Annotated in this window: 13 protein-coding genes; 9 read left to right on the top strand and 4 right to left on the bottom strand. The window is 67.6% G+C overall.

Annotated elements, in window-relative coordinates; genetic code table 11:
• Window positions 1–5: 5 nt before the first annotated feature.
• The 3 genes from PL79_RS09555 to fdhA all read left to right on the top strand — a co-directional run bounded on the left by PL79_RS09555 (window position 6) and on the right by fdhA (window position 4,804).
• Window positions 6–1,949, top strand: a complete 1,944-nt coding sequence (locus PL79_RS09555) for an efflux transporter outer membrane subunit (RefSeq protein ID WP_044844370.1) — start codon at window positions 6–8, stop codon at window positions 1,947–1,949.
• The gene (locus tag PL79_RS09550; RefSeq protein WP_044844369.1) at window positions 1,949–3,139 is read left to right on the top strand and encodes an HlyD family secretion protein; all 1,191 of its coding nucleotides are present in this window, start codon (window positions 1,949–1,951) and stop codon (window positions 3,137–3,139) included. Before PL79_RS09555 ends, PL79_RS09550 begins: the two co-directional genes overlap by 1 nt.
• A gap of 468 nt (window positions 3,140–3,607) precedes the next feature.
• Entirely contained in the window at window positions 3,608–4,804 is a 1,197-nt protein-coding gene (gene fdhA / locus PL79_RS09545) for a formaldehyde dehydrogenase, glutathione-independent (protein ID WP_044844368.1), read from the top strand.
• Between the two features lie 278 nt (window positions 4,805–5,082).
• On the opposite strand, the gene PL79_RS09535 is transcribed toward fdhA, so the two are convergent.
• Window positions 5,083–5,901, bottom strand: coding sequence for a hypothetical protein (locus PL79_RS09535; protein WP_044844367.1), 819 nt, complete (start codon window positions 5,899–5,901; stop codon window positions 5,083–5,085).
• An 8-nt stretch (window positions 5,902–5,909) separates the two neighbouring features.
• A complete protein-coding gene (locus tag PL79_RS09530) occupies window positions 5,910–7,331 on the bottom strand; it encodes an aminotransferase-like domain-containing protein (RefSeq protein WP_044844366.1) in 1,422 nt (473 codons plus the stop codon).
• 283 nt (window positions 7,332–7,614) lie between these two features.
• Here PL79_RS09530 and PL79_RS09525 point away from each other — a divergent pair, with 283 nt between their 5' ends.
• A complete protein-coding gene (locus PL79_RS09525; protein WP_044844365.1) occupies window positions 7,615–9,027 on the top strand; it encodes a discoidin domain-containing protein in 1,413 nt (470 codons plus the stop codon).
• A 55-nt stretch (window positions 9,028–9,082) separates the two neighbouring features.
• Here PL79_RS09525 and PL79_RS09520 read toward each other — a convergent pair whose 3' ends face one another.
• Both PL79_RS09520 and PL79_RS09515 read right to left on the bottom strand, forming a co-directional pair.
• Window positions 9,083–10,108: a GlxA family transcriptional regulator gene (locus PL79_RS09520; protein WP_044844364.1), complete on the bottom strand. Its 1,026-nt coding sequence runs from the start codon at window positions 10,106–10,108 to the stop codon at window positions 9,083–9,085.
• Window positions 10,109–10,332: 224 nt separating this feature from the next.
• On the bottom strand, window positions 10,333–10,557 hold the full coding sequence (locus tag PL79_RS09515; RefSeq protein WP_082088477.1) for a hypothetical protein: 225 nt from the start codon (window positions 10,555–10,557) through the stop codon (window positions 10,333–10,335).
• Window positions 10,558–10,566: 9 nt separating this feature from the next.
• On the opposite strand from PL79_RS09515, the gene PL79_RS09510 reads away from it, so the two are divergent.
• From PL79_RS09510 to PL79_RS09490, 5 genes are all read left to right on the top strand, one after another.
• Entirely contained in the window at window positions 10,567–11,841 is a 1,275-nt protein-coding gene (locus PL79_RS09510; protein WP_044844363.1) for a serine hydroxymethyltransferase, read from the top strand.
• Window positions 11,842–11,884: 43 nt separating this feature from the next.
• On the top strand, window positions 11,885–12,856 hold the full coding sequence (locus PL79_RS09505; RefSeq protein WP_044844362.1) for a dipeptidase: 972 nt from the start codon (window positions 11,885–11,887) through the stop codon (window positions 12,854–12,856).
• Between the two features lie 139 nt (window positions 12,857–12,995).
• Window positions 12,996–13,529, top strand: a complete 534-nt coding sequence (locus PL79_RS09500) for a DUF5943 domain-containing protein (protein ID WP_006488993.1) — start codon at window positions 12,996–12,998, stop codon at window positions 13,527–13,529.
• A 73-nt stretch (window positions 13,530–13,602) separates the two neighbouring features.
• The gene (locus PL79_RS09495) at window positions 13,603–15,666 is read left to right on the top strand and encodes an NADH:flavin oxidoreductase (protein WP_044844361.1); all 2,064 of its coding nucleotides are present in this window, start codon (window positions 13,603–13,605) and stop codon (window positions 15,664–15,666) included.
• A 3-nt stretch (window positions 15,667–15,669) separates the two neighbouring features.
• Entirely contained in the window at window positions 15,670–17,595 is a 1,926-nt protein-coding gene (locus PL79_RS09490) for a (Fe-S)-binding protein (protein WP_044844360.1), read from the top strand.
• The last annotated feature ends 4 nt before the right edge of the window (window positions 17,596–17,599 follow it).

Raw genomic sequence — 17,599 nt, 5'->3', positions numbered from 1 at the left:
CGGCGATGGAACGCATCATGAAAGCGGCGCGAGCTGCTCGGCCGGCGCGGCGCGGGCAGGGTGGCTGGGCGATCGTCGCGGCCGCCGCGCTGCTGGCGCTGGGCGGCTGCGTGCCGTCGGGGTTCCTGCCGTCGCTGTCGCTGCGCGCACCGGCCGGCGACGCGCTCGCTCGCACCGCGGGGCCCGGCGCGGATGGCGCATGGCCCGCGCCCGACTGGGTGAAGCAGCTGCAGGATCCGCAGCTCGACGAACTGGTCGTGGAGGCATCGCAGAACAATCCGGATCTGCAGGTCGCGCAGGCGCGGCTGCGGATCGCGCAGTCGCAGCTTCAGCAGTTCGATTCGCTGACGGGCTTGACCGGCACGGCCGGCGCGACGGTCAGCCGCGCGCGGATGCCGAAGCCGGGCGACATCGCCGACGTGACGGCGGGCGGTTATCGCGTGCCGGTCGAGATCTTCGGCGATCCGGTCGTGTCGCCGTCGTCGGTGTTCGTCGGGCTGAACTACCAGCTCGACCTGTGGGGCAAGAACCGCGCGGCGACGAAGAGCCTGATGTCGCTGCGCGACGCGGCCGGTGTCGAGGCCGAGCAGGTGCGGCTCACGCTCGCGGTCGCGATCGTCACCGTGTATTGCCAGCTCGATGAGGCGTACGCGGTGCGCGATCTGCTGCAGCAGAAGCTGAAGATCAGCCAGCGCGTGACGGCCGTGCTGCGCGAGCGCACCGCGCGCGGCCTCGACAATGCGTACGACGCGAGCGACGCGTCGATCAAGCGCAGCCGCCTGCTCGCACAGATCGCGCTGAACGACGAGCAGATCAAGCTCGCGCAATTGCAGCTGGGCGTGCTGTCCGGCCGCGGGCCGGAGCGCGGGCTCGCGTTGCAGCGGCCGCGCGTCGGCGCATTCCCCGGCGGCGCGCTGCCCGCGCGGCTGCCGGCCGATCTGCTCGGCCGCCGGCCCGACATCGTCGCCGCGCGGTTGCGCGTCGAAGCCGCGTTCGCGAATGCCGATTCGACGCGAGCGCAGTTCTATCCGGACGTGAACCTCGTCGCGCTCGGCGGCGTGTTCGCGCTGACACCCGCGTCGCTGTTCTCGCGCGATTCGCTCGCCGGCTCCGTCGGCCCGGCGATCTCGCTGCCGGTGTTCGATCGCGGCCGGCTGAAGGCGAAGCTCGGCGCGGACGTCGCGCAGGCCGACGTCGCGATCGGGCTGTACAACAAGACCGTCGACGACGCGCTCGGGCAGGTCGCGCAAATCGTCACGTCGCTGCAGACCGCGCAGACGCTCGTCGTGCAGCAGCAGGATGCCGTCGCCGCCGCGCAGAAGATCGTGCAGATCGCGGCCGATCGCCATCGGCGCGGCGTGTTGATGCAGAAGGATGTCGATGTCGCGGACCTCACGCTGATCGACGAGCGTGCGCAGCTGATCGCGCTGCTCGGGCGGCAGCGGACGCTGCGCGTCGGGCTGGTCGGTGCGCTCGGCGGCGGGTTCGATGCGAGCGCAACGACTGCGGGTGCGGCGATGCCCGCGGCGCGTACCGCGCAAGGCGCGCGGACGAAACGCGGCGCGACGGTGAACGCCGCTGCCCGCGGTAGCTCGGCGGACAGCAGCGCGCAAGCGCGGCGCGCGGCCGCGGCAGGTAGCGGCGCCGCGCCGCGTGCCGCGCGGATCGATCCGCCGGCGGTGTCGGTCGCGCCGCGTAGTCCGGCTGCCGATGCCGTGAGTATGAGTACCAGCGCGAACACGAGCACCAGCGCAAATACCAGCACGAACACGAACACGAGAACGAACACGAGCACGAGCACGAGCACGAGCACGAACACGAACACGAACACGAACACGAGCCTCGGCGTCGGCTCGCGCCACGCGCCCCCCACCGTCGCCGCCGACACGCGCGCGTCCGCGCTCCCCCTGTTCCAGCATGACCGCCTGATCGTTACGCAAAGCGACTGATGCACCACGACAACCTTCACACCGCGGCGCAGCCGGCCGCCCTGAACGACCCGGCACTCGACGCGCGCCGCGCGACGCGTCGCAAGCGCTTCATGCTGTTCTTCGCGATCGTGATGCTCGCCGCGCTCGTCTGGATCGCGTTCTGGCTGCTACGCGACCGCTATTACGAGGATACCGACGACGCGTACGTCGCCGGCAGCATCGTGCAGGTCGCCGCACAGATTCCGGGCGCCGTGACCGACGTACTGGTCGCCGATACGCAGCCCGTGCGTGCCGGGCAGACGCTCGTGCGGCTCGACGATACGGAAGCGTCCGTCGCGTTCGCGCAGGCGAAGGCGCAACTCGCGCAGGCCGTGCGGCAGGTCGCGAACGCAAAGATCTCGAACACGATGTACGTGGCAGCCGTGAACGCGCGCCAGGCAGACCTGTCGCTCGCGCAGCGCGCGCTTGCCGCGCGTTCGGGCGCGTCGGTCGAGATCGTCGCGCCGGAGGAGCTGGCGCGCGCCCGCGCGGCCGTCGCCGGCGCACAGGCGAACCTCGCGGCCGCGCAGGCGCAGCTCGACGCCGCACGCGCGCTCGGCAGCAAGCTGCCGGTCGACGAGAGCCCGGCCGTCGTGCAGGCCGCCGCGCAGTTCAAGCTCGCGTACCGGAACCTGAAGCGCACGACGATCGTCGCGCCGGTCGACGGCACGGTCGGCCAGCGTTCGGTGCAGGCGGGCCAGCAAGTCGGGCCCGGCGTGCCGCTGATGTCGATCGTGCAGTTGAACCGGCTGTGGATCGAGGCGAATTTCAAGGAAGGGCAGATCCGCCACATGCGCGTCGGCCAGCCGGTCGACGTGGTGTCGGACCTGTACGGGTCGCGCGTCGTCTATCGCGGTCGCGTGCAGGGCTTCTCGGCCGGCACCGGCAGCGCGTTCTCGATGCTGCCGTCGCAGAACGCGGCCGGCAACTGGATCAAGGTCGTGCAGCGCGTGCCGGTCGTGATCGCGCTCGATCCCCGCGATCTGGCCGCGCATCCGCTGCGGGTCGGGCTGTCGATGCGCGCGACGGTCGATACGCGTAACCGCGACGGCCATGCGCTCGACAGCGAACCGCCGACGCCGGCCGTCAGCACGCGCATGCACGACGGTGTCGCAAGCGACGCGGAAGCGGCTGCTGCCGCGATCGTCCGCGAGAATCAGGGCGGGTGAGTTTCCGACGCCGACGCACGCAGAAAACGCACGAACCAATCCGGGTGACAGATGGCGGGGGCGGGTGACCGGTGCATCCGACCAACGCGCCCCAATAGGGCACCCGATCGGCGCCCCCGGATCAAGGCCCCGATCAAGGCACGATCAAGGCACGATCAAGGCCCCGATCAAGGTACCAATCAACGCACCCGACCAACGCACCCGACCAACGCACGCATTGGCGGGTCGTTCGCGCCGATCGGCGGCTCCGGCGGCCTCGCGGCCTGCATCTCCTGCAGCCCCCACCCCGAACCCCTTTTCCGGCCCGACTTTCGCATTTCCGCCACCGATGTCGGCACCGATCAAACGCGTGTCGCGTTTGAGACATCGACGCCCCCACCTCCGGGACTACTCTCGAACAGCACGTTGCGTAGCACCGCATCTGCCGGCGCACAGCAGCGCCATCCAACGAGACATGGAGACAATACGATGAGCAGCAATCGAGGTGTCGTCTATCTTGGGCCGGGCAAGGTCGAAGTTCAGAAGATCGATTATCCGAAGATGGTCGATCCGACCGGCCGCGCGATCGGCCACGGCGTGATCCTGAAAGTGGTCAGCACGAACATCTGCGGTTCCGACCAGCACATGGTGCGCGGCCGCACGACCGCGCCGATCGGCCTCGTGCTCGGTCACGAGATCACGGGCGAAGTGGTCGAGGTGGGCCGCGACGTCGAGACGCTGAAGATCGGCGATCTCGTGTCGGTGCCCTTCAACGTCGCGTGCGGCCGCTGCGCGATGTGCAAGGACACGCATACGGGCGTGTGCCTGAACGTGAATCCGTCGCGAGCCGGCGGCGCATACGGCTACGTCGACATGGGCGGCTGGATCGGCGGCCAGGCCGAGTACGTGCTCGTGCCGTACGCCGACTTCAACCTGCTGAAATTCCCGGACCGCGACCAGGCGATGGCGAAGATCCGCGACCTGACCTGCCTGTCCGACATTCTGCCGACCGGTTATCACGGCGCGGTGAGCGCGGGCGTGAAGCCGGGCTCGACGGTCTACATCGCGGGCGCGGGCCCGGTCGGGATGGCGGCGGCCGCATCGGCGCGCCTGCTCGGCGCGGCGGTCACGATCGTCGGCGACATGAACGCGGAACGCCTCGCGCACGCGCGGGCGATGGGCTTCGAGACGGTCGACCTGTCGAAGGACGCGTCGCTCGGCGAGCAGATCGAGCAGATCCTCGGCGTGCCGGAGATCGACTGCGCGGTCGACTGCGTCGGCTTCGAGGCGCACGGCCACGGTTCGTCGGGCCATTCGGAGGAAGCGCCCGCGACGGTGCTGAACTCGCTGATGGAAATCACGCGTCCTGCCGGCGCGATCGGCATTCCGGGCCTGTACGTGACGGACGATCCGGGCGCGAAGGACAAGGCCGCGCAGCACGGCAGCCTGAGCATCCGCTTCGGCCTCGGCTGGGCGAAGTCGCATTCGTTCTTCACGGGCCAGACGCCGGTGCTGAAGTACAACCGCAACCTGATGCAGGCCATCCTGTTCGACCGTCTGCCGATCGCGAAGATCGTCAACGTCGAGGTGATCTCGCTCGATCAGGCGCCGGAAGGCTACAAGAAGTTCGACGGCGGCGCGCCGCGCAAATTCGTGATCGATCCGCACGGCTTGCTGGCGGCCTGACGCACGAACGGGCGGAACATGAAACGGGCGGTACCGGAAACGGTGCCGCCCGTTTTTGCTGTGGGCGGGCGCTGCCGGCGCAGGCGAACCCTGATCGCTGCGGCCCGCGATTGCTGCGATATGGCGTGCGGCACGAGACCGATCGCCGCGACCAACCGGCTGCCGAACGCCGACACGAACGGCCGGACGCTCGCCGGCTTGCGCTTCGAGTCGTATGCGGCGATCCCGTACGACAGCATCGCGGCCGCGATCGCGCCGAATTCCGGCGCGCCCGGCGCTCAGTGCGCGCGATAGACCATGGCCACTTGGGTCGCGCTTGCCGTCGCGCGCCGACCGTGGCGCGTATGCAGGCTCACGCGGCGGATCGCGTGCGCGTGTCGCGTCGCGGTAGCGCCGCCTTTCCAGTTGACGACGCGAGTACCGCTGCGCGCGCGCACCGCCGGTGCGTGCCGCGCGACCGTGGTTGCCGTGCGTCCGGTCATGTGCCGGCTCGTGCCGGCATAGCCTGCTCGATCGGTTGCGTCCAGCCGGTCGGCGGCGGCAAGCCGGTCGGTGTCGAGCGCCGGGTGGTCGGCCGGATGAAATGCATAGACGGGCGCGGGCACGACCGGCAACGTCTGGGCGTCGGCCGCATGCAGACTGGCGTCGTTTGCCGCTGGCGCCGGCGCGCCCTGGCCGCGGCAGACCGGGTCGGCCTTGCACGTCCGGTCGAACGTCACATAGCCGCCGACCAGCAGCACGAGGGTCAGGATGCTCAGCAGCGGCGCGCTCGACGCGCTCGGCCGCCGGATCGCCGCGCTGCGCACCGCGGCGCCGATGCGCGACGACCATGTCGGGACGGGGAGCGCGTCGTGCGGAGGAGCGGCCTGCGCTTCGTCGCTCCGGTTGCTCTGGTCGCTCGATTCGCTCGATTCGCGCAGCGGCGCGAACGGCCAGTCCCCGAGTCCGCAGACGGGGCATTGCTCGGTGGCGCGGAATGCCATGAAGCCGCATTGCCGGCAGCGCTGGCTGACGGCATCGCGCGGCTCGGCGCGCAGGTTCAGTGCGCCGCGCAACGTGTCGCGCGTGCGGACTTTCCGGATGGGCAGGACTTGCATGGTCGTTGCTACCTCGTCTGTCGTTGCCGCCGCGCGAGCGTCCCGAGGGTCTGCATCGCGTCCTCGACGGCAGGGGTCCACGGCCGGCCGTAGTTCAGCCGGACGTAGCGGTGAAAGGCGCCCGTCATGGAAAAAATCGGCCCGGGCGCGAGGCTGACGCCGTTTTTCATCGCGTCGCCGAACAACCGCATCGCATCCACGTGCGGCGGCAATTCGATCCACAGGAAATACCCGCCGCGCGGGGCATGCACCGCCGTGTCGGGCGGGAAGTACGCGCGGACGGCCGCCAGCATCTGTGCCTGGTGCGCCGCCAGGTTGCGGCGGAGCCTGCGCAGGAAGCGGTCGTACGCGCCGTTGAGCAGGTAGCGGGATACAGCCATCTGCGCGGGCACGTCGGCCGCCGGCGCGCTCGCGTTCTTCACCTGCCTGATCTGCTTCACGTAGCGTCCGGCCGCGACCCAGCCGACCCGGAAACCGGGGGCGAGGCACTTCGAGAACGAACCGCAATGCAGCACCAGCCCGCTTTCGTCGTACAGCTTCGCGGGCCGCGTGGGCGTCGGGCCGAAGTGCAGTTCGCCGAACACGTCGTCCTCGATCAGCGGCACGCGGTGCGACGCGAGCAGGTCGATCAGCGCGCGCTTGCGCTCGTCGGGCAGCGTCGCGCCGGTCGGGTTGTGGAACGAGGTCATGAACCAGCAGGCGCGCACCGGATGCGTGTCGAGCGCGTCGGCGAGCGCATCGAGATCGAGGCCGGTGCGCGGATCCACCGGAATTTCGATGGCCTTCAGATGCAGCCGCCGCACGGCCTGCAGTACCGCGTGGTAGGCCGGACGTTCGATCGCGACGATGTCGCCGGGGCGCGTGAGCGCCTGCAGGCTCAGCGTCAGCGCTTCGGCCGCGCCGGTCGTGATGACGATCTCTTCCATCGGCAATGACGCGCCCGCGTTCAGGTAGCGCAGTGCGATCTGGCGGCGCAGCGCTTCATGGCCGGGCGGCAGTCCGGCCAGCAGTTTCGCGCGGTCCATGTTGCGGGCCGCCGCCGCCGCATACCGCCACAGGCTGCTCATCGGAAACAGCGAATAGCTCGCGAATGCGGAACCCAGCGGCACGATGTCGTCGAATTTGAGCGAGTCGAGCAAGCGGAACAGCACATCGTTGTCGCCGGCCTGCGGCGCAGCCGGTTTGCGCGGGGTGTCGTGACCCGCGCGCACGCGCTTGTCATCCAGGTTCGCAACGAAATATCCGGAGCGCGCACGCGCGGTGATCAGGCCCTCGCTTTCGAGCTTGTAGTACGCGCGAAACACGGTGGATGGACTTACACGGTAAGCGCGGCACGCTGCGCGCACGGTCGGGATACGCGCGCCGGGCCCGAGGTCGCCACGCCGGATCGCGTCGCCAATCGTCTGAGCCAGCGCCGCATAACGCTTCATGCCTGCCCTCCGGCCGATCGCGGCCGTCGTGAAAAAAGAGTAGCACGGCCTCCGCCGCGTTCAATCCCGCCCTCAAACGCTGATGCGCCTGTCGCTGATCCGGTTGTTTTCGACTCACTTTGAGCCTTTTCTTCAGACGAGCGAGCAGGCATTCTGCGCAAGTTTCATTCCCGATGCGTGATCGATACCGAGTTCGCGCCCTCCGATGGCGGACCCGTGAACCCCGTGCACCGTGTGCGGGACCCGGGCCGCTCCGTCCCTACCTTTCCCGGAAGCAATCAGCGTGAAATCGAAGTTCCTCGCTGCGGGCCTCGTGGCCGGCATCGCTCTCAACCTGTCCAGTGGTGCCGCCGAAGCGGCCTGCATCAGCAATCCTCCGACTCAATCCAACGCGTCGTTTCCCGCGGCGCTGACCGGCAAGCTCGTCTATCACAGCTACGTCAACTACGGCGACGGCACGAGCCAGCTGTTCCTGTACGATTTTTCGGCCCATACGCTCACGCAGCTGAGCAAGAGCAGCTGGGGCATCACCGATCCGATGAACGGCGTGTTCAGCCCCGACGGCAAGTGGCTCGCGTTCATGGGCATCAGCAACGGCGCATGGAACGTGTTCATGCTGCAGCTCGGCGCCGGCACGCCGCCCGTCAACCTGACGAACAGCACCGGCGCGACGCGCAACGAAGATCCGAAATTCAGCGCCGACGGCAAGACGCTCGTGTTCAAGCAGAACGGCGACGTGAAGCAGGGCACGCTGTCGTACACGAGCGCGGGCCCGGTGTTCACGTCGGTCGTGAGCCTGACGAACGCACCGGCCGGCGCCGAATACTCGATGCCGTTCCTCGCGCCGGACGCGAGCGCCGTCTACTACGCGACGGGCACCGGCTCGAACATGGGGCTGATGAAGCGCACGATCGCGACCGGCGCGACCGCCACGTTCGATCATCCGGCCGGTCTGCAGACCTACTATCCGATCGTACGCGGCGACGGCATGGTGTTCTATGCACGCTGGAAGGATAGCGGCGGCGCGGACCAGATCTACACGAAGACCGCGGACCCGGCATCGACGCCGAACGCGCTGCCGATCAACGACTGCGTGAGCAACAACTCGGATCCGGCGCCGGTGACCGGCACGAACTACGTGTTCTTCTCGTCGACGACGGCGGGCGGCTACCAGCTCTACGTCGGCGACGTGACGACCGGCCAGCGCTGGAGCCTGTCGCAGTTCGGCGTGAACGCGGACACGACCAAGGCGAAGCTCGGCTCGAGCTACTACGGCGGCCCGGCCGCCGCGCAGCCGACGCTGCTGTCGCAAGGGCGGCCGGCTGCCGCGTCGGCGAGCTACAACACATCGCTGACGGCGGACAAGGCGTTCGACGGCAACACGACCAGCACGCGCTGGGATTCGCCGGAAGGCGCGGGCGTCGATCCGCAATGGATCTCCGTCGATCTCGGCGCGGTGAAGAAGATCAGCAGCGTCGATCTCTACTGGGACGCGGGCGCGCTCGTGTACCAGATCCAGACGTCGAACGACAACGCGAACTGGACGACGGTCTACTCGACGAACAACGGCGTGTCGTACGGTCACGTCACGTTGCCGAACCTGAATGCGCAGGGGCGTTACGTGCGGATGCTCGGTACGAAGCGGGCGACGCAGTGGGGGTACTCGCTCGACGAAATGCAGGTGTGGGGATCGTAAGCACCAGCAAAAAGCGGCCTTCGAGGCCGCTTTTTTTTATCGCGCGACTCGTGCGTCACGCATGAATCACATGCGCCGGAAACGCCGGCGCGGATGCCGCCGCGCCCTGCGCGAGCGGCGCGACCTGCTTGCGGCGTTCGCGCGTCGGCGCGACGCCGAACGCATCGCGATAGCTCTTGCTGAAGTGGCACGCCGACTGGAAGCCGCACGCCATCGTGATGTGCATGATCGACATGTCGGTCTGCAGCAGCAGCTCGCGTGCGCGGCGCAGCCGCAGCGTCAGGTAATAGTGCGTGGGCGTCATCCCGAGGTGTTCGCGGAACAGGCGCTGCAGCTGCCGCTGCGACATGTTCGCGAGCCGCGCGAGCTCCTCGCGCGACAGCGGTTCCTCGATGTTGTTCTCCATCAGCGAAATCACTTCGAACAGCGACTTGTTCGCCGAGCCGAGCCGCGCGACGAGCGGCATTCGCTGTTGCGCGCTCGTGTCGCGCACGTGTTCGACGATGAACTGCTCGGCGATCTGCGTGACGCGCGGCGTGCCTATCCGCGCGGCGATCAGGTTCAGCATCATGTCGAGCGGCGCGACGCCGCCCGTGCACGTGATGCGATCGCGGTCGACCACGAACAGTTCCTTCAGGAAGCGCGTGTCCGGAAACTCTTCCTTCAGCGCCGACATGTTTTCCCAGTGGATCGCGCACGCGTAGCCCGCGAGCAGCCCCGACTTCGCGAGCGCATAGGTGCCCGTGCACAGGCTGCCGAGCGGAATGCCCGAACGCGCGAAGCGGCGCAGCGTCGACAGATGGGCGGGCGTGGTCGCGCGCTGCACGTCGACGCCGCCGCACACGAATACGATATCCGGCTGCCCGACGCACTCGGCCGGGCCCGTGTCGACCGTGAGGCCATTGCTCGCCGTGACCGGGCCGCCGTCCGGGCTGATGATCGACCAGCGGTAGAGCGGCTGGCCGCTCAGGTAGTTCGCCATCCGAAGCACCTCGATCGCATTGGTGAACGCGATCATCGTGAAGTTCGGTAAAGGCATGAACGCGAAGTGGGACAGCGACGCTGTGCGGTCGGGCGACATGGGGAGCGTTCCTTGAATCTCTAATAGCTTTTAGCCCGAGGCACGGATCGGGCTGCCGTATTGTGGGAGCGAGCGCAACAACCGTGCCATACGGCTAAACCCTAGCTCCATACGTTGTATGGGCGCGGGGCGGATGCTGCACTGCACCGTAAGCGGGCCGCGCTGCACCCGGGAAGCACAGCACAGGCACCGGCGAAGTGCCTGTCCATCGGTGAATCGCGAATTCACTGCACACGCCGGCTTGCCTGGTCATCCCAAAAAGCACGACCGGTCACTTGTACAAAACGGACGCGCATGGCGGAAAAGGTAAAGAACGCGTCTAAATTCATCAATCCGTCGAAAATCCGAACGACAAGAATAGAGCCGTCGGCAGCCTTGCACTGGATGCGCTGGAAACCCAGGTACGGCGGGCCTCGAGCTTCGGTTTCACGCCCTTTATTCTTCGTCACGGACGCACTATGTCGAACACCCAGCCTTTCTTCTCGCAGCCCCTCGCCGAGCGCGACGCGCCGGTGCGCAGCGCCATCCTGAAGGAGCTCGAGCGCCAGCAGTCGCAGGTCGAGCTGATCGCGTCGGAAAACATCGTGTCGCGCGCGGTGCTGGAGGCCCAGGGTTCGGTGCTGACCAACAAGTATGCGGAAGGCTATCCGGGCAAGCGTTACTACGGCGGCTGCGAGTTCGCGGACGAGGTGGAGGCGCTGGCGATCGAGCGCGTGAAGCAGATCTTCAACGCCGGCTATGCGAACGTGCAGCCGCACTCGGGCGCGCAGGCGAACGGTTCGGTGATGCTCGCGCTCGCGAAGCCGGGCGACACGGTGCTCGGCATGTCGCTGGACGCCGGCGGCCACCTGACGCACGGCGCGAAGCCGGCGCTGTCGGGCAAGTGGTTCAACGCCGTGCAGTACGGCGTGAACCGCGACACGATGCGGATCGACTACGACCAGGTCGAGGCACTCGCGCACGAGCACAAGCCGAGCCTGATCATCGCCGGCTTCTCGGCATATCCGCGCGCGCTGGACTTCGCCCGCTTCCGTGCGATCGCCGACAGCGTCGGCGCGAAGCTGATGGTCGACATGGCGCACATCGCGGGCGTGATCGCCGCCGGCCGCCATGCGAATCCGGTCGAGCACGCGCACGTCGTCACGTCGACCACGCACAAGACGCTGCGCGGCCCGCGCGGCGGCTTCGTGCTGACCAACGACGAAGAGATCGCGAAGAAGATCAACTCGGCCGTGTTCCCCGGCCTGCAGGGCGGCCCGCTGATGCACGTGATCGCCGGCAAGGCCGTCGCGTTCGGCGAAGTGCTGCATGCGGACTTCAAGACCTACATCGACAACGTGCTCGCGAACGCGCAGGCCCTCGGCGAAGTGCTGAAGGCGGGCGGCGTCGACCTCGTCACCGGCGGCACCGACAACCACCTGCTGCTGGTCGACCTGCGCCCGAAGGGCCTGAAGGGCGCGCCGGTCGAGCAGGCGCTTGAGCGCGCGGGCATCACCTGCAACAAGAACGGCATTCCGTTCGACACCGAGAAGCCGACCGTCACGTCGGGCATCCGTCTCGGCACGCCGGCCGGCACGACGCGCGGCTTCGGCGTCGCGGAGTTCCGCGAAGTCGGCCGCCTGATTCTCGAGGTGTTCGACGCGCTGCGCGCGAACCCCGAAGGCGACCACGCGACCGAACAGCGCGTGCGCCGCGAGATTTTCGCGCTTTGCGAGCGCTTCCCGATTTACTGATCGACGACCCCACATACAGCAGAGACTGGAGCGAGAGGCAGATATGAGCACGCTGCATCAGGACAGCATCATCATCGACGGACTGAACATCTCGAAGTTCGAGAAGCCGGTGTTCGAGGACATGCGCAAGGGCGGCATCACGGCCGCGAACTGCACGGTATCGGTGTGGGAGAACTTCACCAAGACCGTCGACAACATCGGCGTGATGAAGCAGAAGATCCGCGAGAACGGCGAACTGCTGACGCTGGTGCGCACGACCGACGACATCTTCCGCGCGAAGAAGGAAGGCAAGACGGGGATCATCCTCGGCTTCCAGAACGCGCATGCGTTCGAGGACAACCTCGGCTACATCGAGGCGTTCGCCGACATGGGCGTGCGCGTCGTGCAGCTCTGCTACAACACGCAGAACCTGGTCGGCACCGGCTGCTACGAGCGCGACGGCGGCCTGTCGGACTTCGGCCGCGAAGTGATCACCGAAATGAACCGCGTCGGCATCATGGTCGACCTGTCGCATGTGGGCGGCAACACGTCGTCGGAAGCGATCGCGTTCTCGAAGAAGCCGGTGTGCTACTCGCACTGCCTGCCGTCGGGCCTGAAGGAACATCCGCGCAACAAGAGCGACGCGCAGTTGAAGGAAATCGCCGACGCCGGCGGCTTCGTCGGCGTGACGATGTTCGCGCCGTTCCTGAAGCGCGGCATCGAGGCGAACATCGACGACTACATCGAGGCGATCGACTACGTCGTGAACCTGATCGGCGAAGACGCGGTCGGCATCGGCACGGACTTCACGCAGGATTTCGCGAAAGAATTCTTCGACATGCTGACGCATGACAAGGGCCGCTATCGCCAGCTGACGAACTTCGGCAAGGTGATCAACCCGGACGGCATCCGCACGATCGGCGAATTCCCGAACCTGACCGCGGCGATGGAACGCCACGGCTGGAAGGAGTCGCGCATCCGCAAGATCATGGGCGAGAACTGGGTGCGCGTGTTCAAGGACGTGTGGGGCGCGTAAGCGCCTGCCGAGCCGAACCGCCACCCGCGATTCAACACTAGAACAATCGGGACGTGCCGGCGCCTGTCGCGCGGGCACGCGGACGATGTCGTGCCTGCGCCTGAGCCGCGCGGCCAATTTTCCTCACGGAGTCACCACGATGCAACCGCAACTGCCGATCAACGTCGATCCCGATACCGGCGTCTGGACCACCGACGCGCTGCCGATGCTGTACGTGCCGCGCCACTTCTTCACGAACAACCACGTCGCCGTCGAGGAAGCGCTCGGCGTCGAGGCGTATGCCGAGATCCTCTACAAGGCCGGCTACAAGTCCGCGTATCACTGGTGCGACAAGGAAGCGAAGCTGCACGGCCTCACCGGCATGGCGGTGTTCGAGCACTACCTGAAGCGCCTGTCGCAACGCGGCTGGGGCCTGTTCTCGATCATCGAGGCCGATCCGGCCAGCGCACGCGCGAAGATCGAGCTGCGCCACTCGTCGTTCGTGCTCCAGCAGCCGGGCAAGGAAGGCAAGCTCTGCTACATGTTCGCGGGCTGGTTCGCCGGCGCGATGGACTGGGTCAACGACACGACGCCGGAAGGCAAGGGCGCGCCGCGCGCGCAGTCGAAGGAAGTGCAGTGTGCGGCCGAGCACCACGATCACTGCGTCTTCGAAGTGTCGCCGATCGCGCACTGACGCGCCGACCCCACGACACAGCAACAAACAACACCCGCAACACGAGACATTCGAACGCCAGAGGTCGCCTGCGATGCGTTATCCCCACCTGTTCAAACCCATGCAGCTGAACCAGCTGACGCTGCGCAACCGGATCGTCAGCACCGCGCACGCGGAGGTGTATGCCGAGCCGGGCGGCCTGCCGGGCGACCGCTACATCCGCTACTACGAAGAGAAGGCGAAGGGTGGCGTCGGCCTCGCGATCTGCGGCGGCTCGAGCCCCGTGTCGATCGACAGCCCGCAGGGCTGGTGGAAGTCGGTGAACCTGTCGAACGACAAGATCATCGACCCGCTCACGCGTCTCGCCGACACGATGCACAAGCACGGCGCGAAGATCATGATCCAGGCGACGCACATGGGCCGCCGCTCGTCGTTCCACGGCGAGCACTGGCCGCACCTGATGTCGCCGTCGGGCGTGCGCGAGCCGGTGCACCGCGGTAACGCGAAGATCATCGAGATCGAGGAAATCCGCCGCATCATCGGCGACTTCGCGGCCGCCGCGAAGCGCGTGAAGGCAGCCGGCATGGACGGCATCGAAATCTCCGCCGCGCACCAGCACCTGATCGACCAGTTCTGGAGCAAGCGTTCGAACCACCGCACCGACGAATGGGGCGGCAGCCTCGAGAACCGTCTGCGCTTCGGCATCGAAGTGCTGACGGCCGTGCGCGAAGCGGTCGGCAAGGACTTCTGCGTCGGCCTGCGGATGTGCGGCGACGAATTCCACGAGGACGGTCTCGATCACGAAGCGCTGAAGGAAATCGCGCAGGCGATGTCGGAGACGGGCCTGATCGACTACCTGAGCGTGGTCGGCTCGGGCGGCGACACGCACAACACGATCGCGAACTGCATGCCGCCGATGGCGCTGCCGCCGGAGCCGTTCGTGCACCTCGCGGCCGGCATCAAGTCGGTGGTGAAGATTCCCGTGATGCACGCACAGAGCATTCGCGACGCGGGCCAGGCCGAGCGCCTGCTCGCGAACGGCATGATCGACCTGGTCGGCATGACGCGCGCGCAGATCGCCGATCCGCACATGGTGATCAAGATCCGCGACGGCCGCGAGGACGAAATCAAGCAGTGCGTCGGCGCGAACTACTGCATCGACCGCCAGTACAACGGCCTCGACGTGCTGTGCATCCAGAACGCCGCGACGTCGCGCGAAGCGACGATGCCGCACATCATCGAGAAGTCGCGCGGCCCGAAGCGCAAGGTGGTGGTGGTCGGCGCGGGCCCCGCGGGGCTCGAGGCCGCACGCGTCGCGAAGCTGCGCGGCCACGACGTCGTGCTGTTCGAGAAGAACGCCGAAGTCGGCGGCCAGGTGATGATCGCCGCGAAGGCGCCGCAGCGCGAACAGATGTCGGGGATCATCCGCTGGTTCGACATGGAAACCAAGCGTCTCGGCGTCGACCGGCGCCTCGGCGTCGCCGCCGACGAGAAGATGATCATGGCCGAGAAGCCGGACATCGTCGTGCTCGCGACCGGCGGTTCGAGCTTCACGTGGCAGGTGCCGGCGTGGGGCGTGGCCGAAGGTCTCGCGGTCAGCTCGTGGGACATCCTGACCGGCAAGGTCGAGCCGAAGCAGAACGTGCTGCTGTTCGACGGCGTGAGCACGCATGCGGGCGCCGGCGTGGCCGACTTCATGGCGAGCCGCGGCTCGAAGGTCGAGGTCGTGACGCCCGACGTGAAGGTGGCCGACGATTGCGGCGGCACGACGTTCCCGATCTTCTATCGCCGCCTGTATGCGCTCGGCGTGATCCCGACGCCGAACACGATGCTCGATCGCGTGTACGAGGAAGACGGCAAGATCATCGCCGTGCTGCGCAACGAATACACCGAGGAGCTGGAAGAGCGCGCGGTCGACCAGGTCGTGATCGAGAACGGTTCGTCGCCGAACGACGAGCTGTACTGGAAGCTCAAGCCGGAGTCGGTGAACCGCGGCCAGATCGATCCGCACACGCTGTTCGCGGCCGAGCCGCAGCCGTGCCTGTCGGAAGAACTGGGCAACGGCCGCTTCCTGCTGTTCCGTGTCGGCGACTGCATCTCGATGCACAACGTCCACGGTGCGATCTACGACTCGCTGCGCCTCGTCAAGGATTTCTAAAAAATGAATCCGGCTTTCCTCATTACCGCACTGCTGTGGCTGTCGGTGGCGGGGCTCGCGTTCGCGGTCGCGAAGCGCTCGTCCTACTGGCGTCTCGGGCGCGCGACGGCGCCCGGCTCGTTCGGCATCGCGAACCTGTTCACGATCCCGAAGCGCTACTTCGTCGACCTGCACCACGTGGTCGCCCGCGATCCGTACATCGCGAAGACCCACGTCGCGACCGCCGGCGGCGCGATCGCCGCGCTCGCGCTGGTGTTCGTCAACTACGGCCTCGCGATCTACTCGCCGTGGCTCGACAAGCTGATCTTCCTCGCGGCGCTCGCGATGCTCGTCGGCGTGGTGTTCGTCTGGCGCCGCCGCGCGGCGAAGGACGTGCCGGCGCGCCTGTCGCGCGGCCCGTGGAACGCGCTGCCCTGGCTGCTCGGCTCGTTCGCGCTCGGCCTCGTGCTGTTCATGGTCGTGCCGACCGGCGCGATGTCGGGTGCGTTCGCGGTGCTCTGCGCGCTGCTGATCGGCGCCGGCGCCTTCACGATGACCGTCGGCGCCGCGAAGGGCGGCCCGATGAAGCACGCGATCGCCGGCCTGCTGCACCTTGCGTTCCACCCGCGCCAGGAGCGTTTCGCGGCCACCCGTGAATCGTTCACGGGCAACGGCACGGCCACGCCGCCGACCGCGCTGAAGCTGCCGGACATCGAGCACGAGGAGTATGGCGTCGCGAAGCCGGTCGAATTCCGCTGGAACCAGCTGCTGAGCTTCGATGCGTGCGTGCAGTGCGGCAAGTGCGAAGCCGCGTGCCCCGCGTTCGCATCGGGCCAGCCGCTGAACCCGAAGAAACTGATCCAGGATCTCGTCGTCGGGATGGCGGGCGGCACCGATGCCGCATACGCCGGCAGCCCGACGCCGGGCCTCGCGGTCGGCCAGCATCGCGGCGAGCCGAACGGCCCGATCGTGTCGGGCCTGATCGAGGAGCAGACGCTGTGGTCGTGCACCACCTGCCGCGCATGCGTGCAGGAGTGCCCGATGCTGATCGAGCACGTCGACGCGATCGTCGACATGCGCCGCAACCGCACGCTGGTGCACGGCACGGTGCCGGGCAAGGGCCAGGAAGTGCTCGCGAACCTGCGCGAGACCGGCACGATGGGCGGCTACGACACGGCTGCGCGCTACGACTGGTCGGTCGACCTGAACGCGCCGGTCGCGCAACCGGGCAAGCCGGTCGACGTGCTCTTCGTCGCGGGTGAAGGCGCGTTCGACATGCGTTACCAGCGCACGCTGCGCGCGTTCGTCAAGGTGCTGAACAAGGCGGGCGTCGACTACGCGGTACTCGGCGGGACCGAGACCGACACCGGCGACGTCGCACGCCGCCTCGGCGACGAAGCGACGTTCCAGCAGATGGCGAAGCGCCTGATCGGCACGCTCGGCTCGCTGTCGTACAAGCAGATCGTGACGGCCGACCCGCACGTGATGCACAGCCTGCGCAACGAATACCGCGCGCTCGGGCTGCGCGTGACGGTCAAGCATCACACGACCTACCTCGCGGAGCTGGCCGACAGCGGCAAGATCGCGCCGAAGGCTGTCGAGTCGCTGCGCGAGAAGCGCACCACGTATCACGACCCGTGCTATCTCGGCCGCTACAACGGCGAGACGGAATCGCCGCGCAAGCTGCTGAAGACGATCGGCATCCAGGTCGTCGAGATGGAGCGCAACGGCATGCGCGGGCGCTGCTGCGGCGGTGGCGGCGGTGCGCCGCTGACCGATATCCCGGGCAAGCAGCGTATTCCCGACATCCGCATCGCCGACGCGCGCGCGATCGGCGCGGACGTGGTCGCGGTCGGATGCCCGAACTGCACGGCGATGCTCGAAGGCGTCGTGGGCCCGCGCCCCGACGTGCTCGACGTGGCCGAACTCGTTGCCGCTTCGCTGGAGTGAATCG

It is taken from the genome of Burkholderia sp. USMB20, from assembly GCF_000949135.2.
Lineage (GTDB): Bacteria > Pseudomonadota > Gammaproteobacteria > Burkholderiales > Burkholderiaceae > Burkholderia.
This window is presented reverse-complemented; position numbering and strand designations above follow the sequence as displayed.

What these genes read in the sequence shown, in the direction of transcription:
- PL79_RS09490 (WP_044844360.1), top strand. Translation starts at nt 15,670, where the DNA reads ATGAATCCGGCTTTCCTCATTACCGCACTGCTGTGGCTGTCGGTGGCG.
- PL79_RS09520 (WP_044844364.1), bottom strand. Translation starts at nt 10,108, where the DNA reads ATGTCGCCCGACCGCACAGCGTCGCTGTCCCACTTCGCGTTCATGCCT.
- PL79_RS09510 (WP_044844363.1), top strand. Translation starts at nt 10,567, where the DNA reads ATGTCGAACACCCAGCCTTTCTTCTCGCAGCCCCTCGCCGAGCGCGAC.
- PL79_RS09555 (WP_044844370.1), top strand. Translation starts at nt 6, where the DNA reads ATGGAACGCATCATGAAAGCGGCGCGAGCTGCTCGGCCGGCGCGGCGC.
- PL79_RS09550 (WP_044844369.1), top strand. Translation starts at nt 1,949, where the DNA reads ATGCACCACGACAACCTTCACACCGCGGCGCAGCCGGCCGCCCTGAAC.
- fdhA (WP_044844368.1), top strand. Translation starts at nt 3,608, where the DNA reads ATGAGCAGCAATCGAGGTGTCGTCTATCTTGGGCCGGGCAAGGTCGAA.
- PL79_RS09495 (WP_044844361.1), top strand. Translation starts at nt 13,603, where the DNA reads ATGCGTTATCCCCACCTGTTCAAACCCATGCAGCTGAACCAGCTGACG.
- PL79_RS09530 (WP_044844366.1), bottom strand. Translation starts at nt 7,331, where the DNA reads ATGAAGCGTTATGCGGCGCTGGCTCAGACGATTGGCGACGCGATCCGG.
- PL79_RS09500 (WP_006488993.1), top strand. Translation starts at nt 12,996, where the DNA reads ATGCAACCGCAACTGCCGATCAACGTCGATCCCGATACCGGCGTCTGG.
- PL79_RS09535 (WP_044844367.1), bottom strand. Translation starts at nt 5,901, where the DNA reads ATGCAAGTCCTGCCCATCCGGAAAGTCCGCACGCGCGACACGTTGCGC.
- PL79_RS09505 (WP_044844362.1), top strand. Translation starts at nt 11,885, where the DNA reads ATGAGCACGCTGCATCAGGACAGCATCATCATCGACGGACTGAACATC.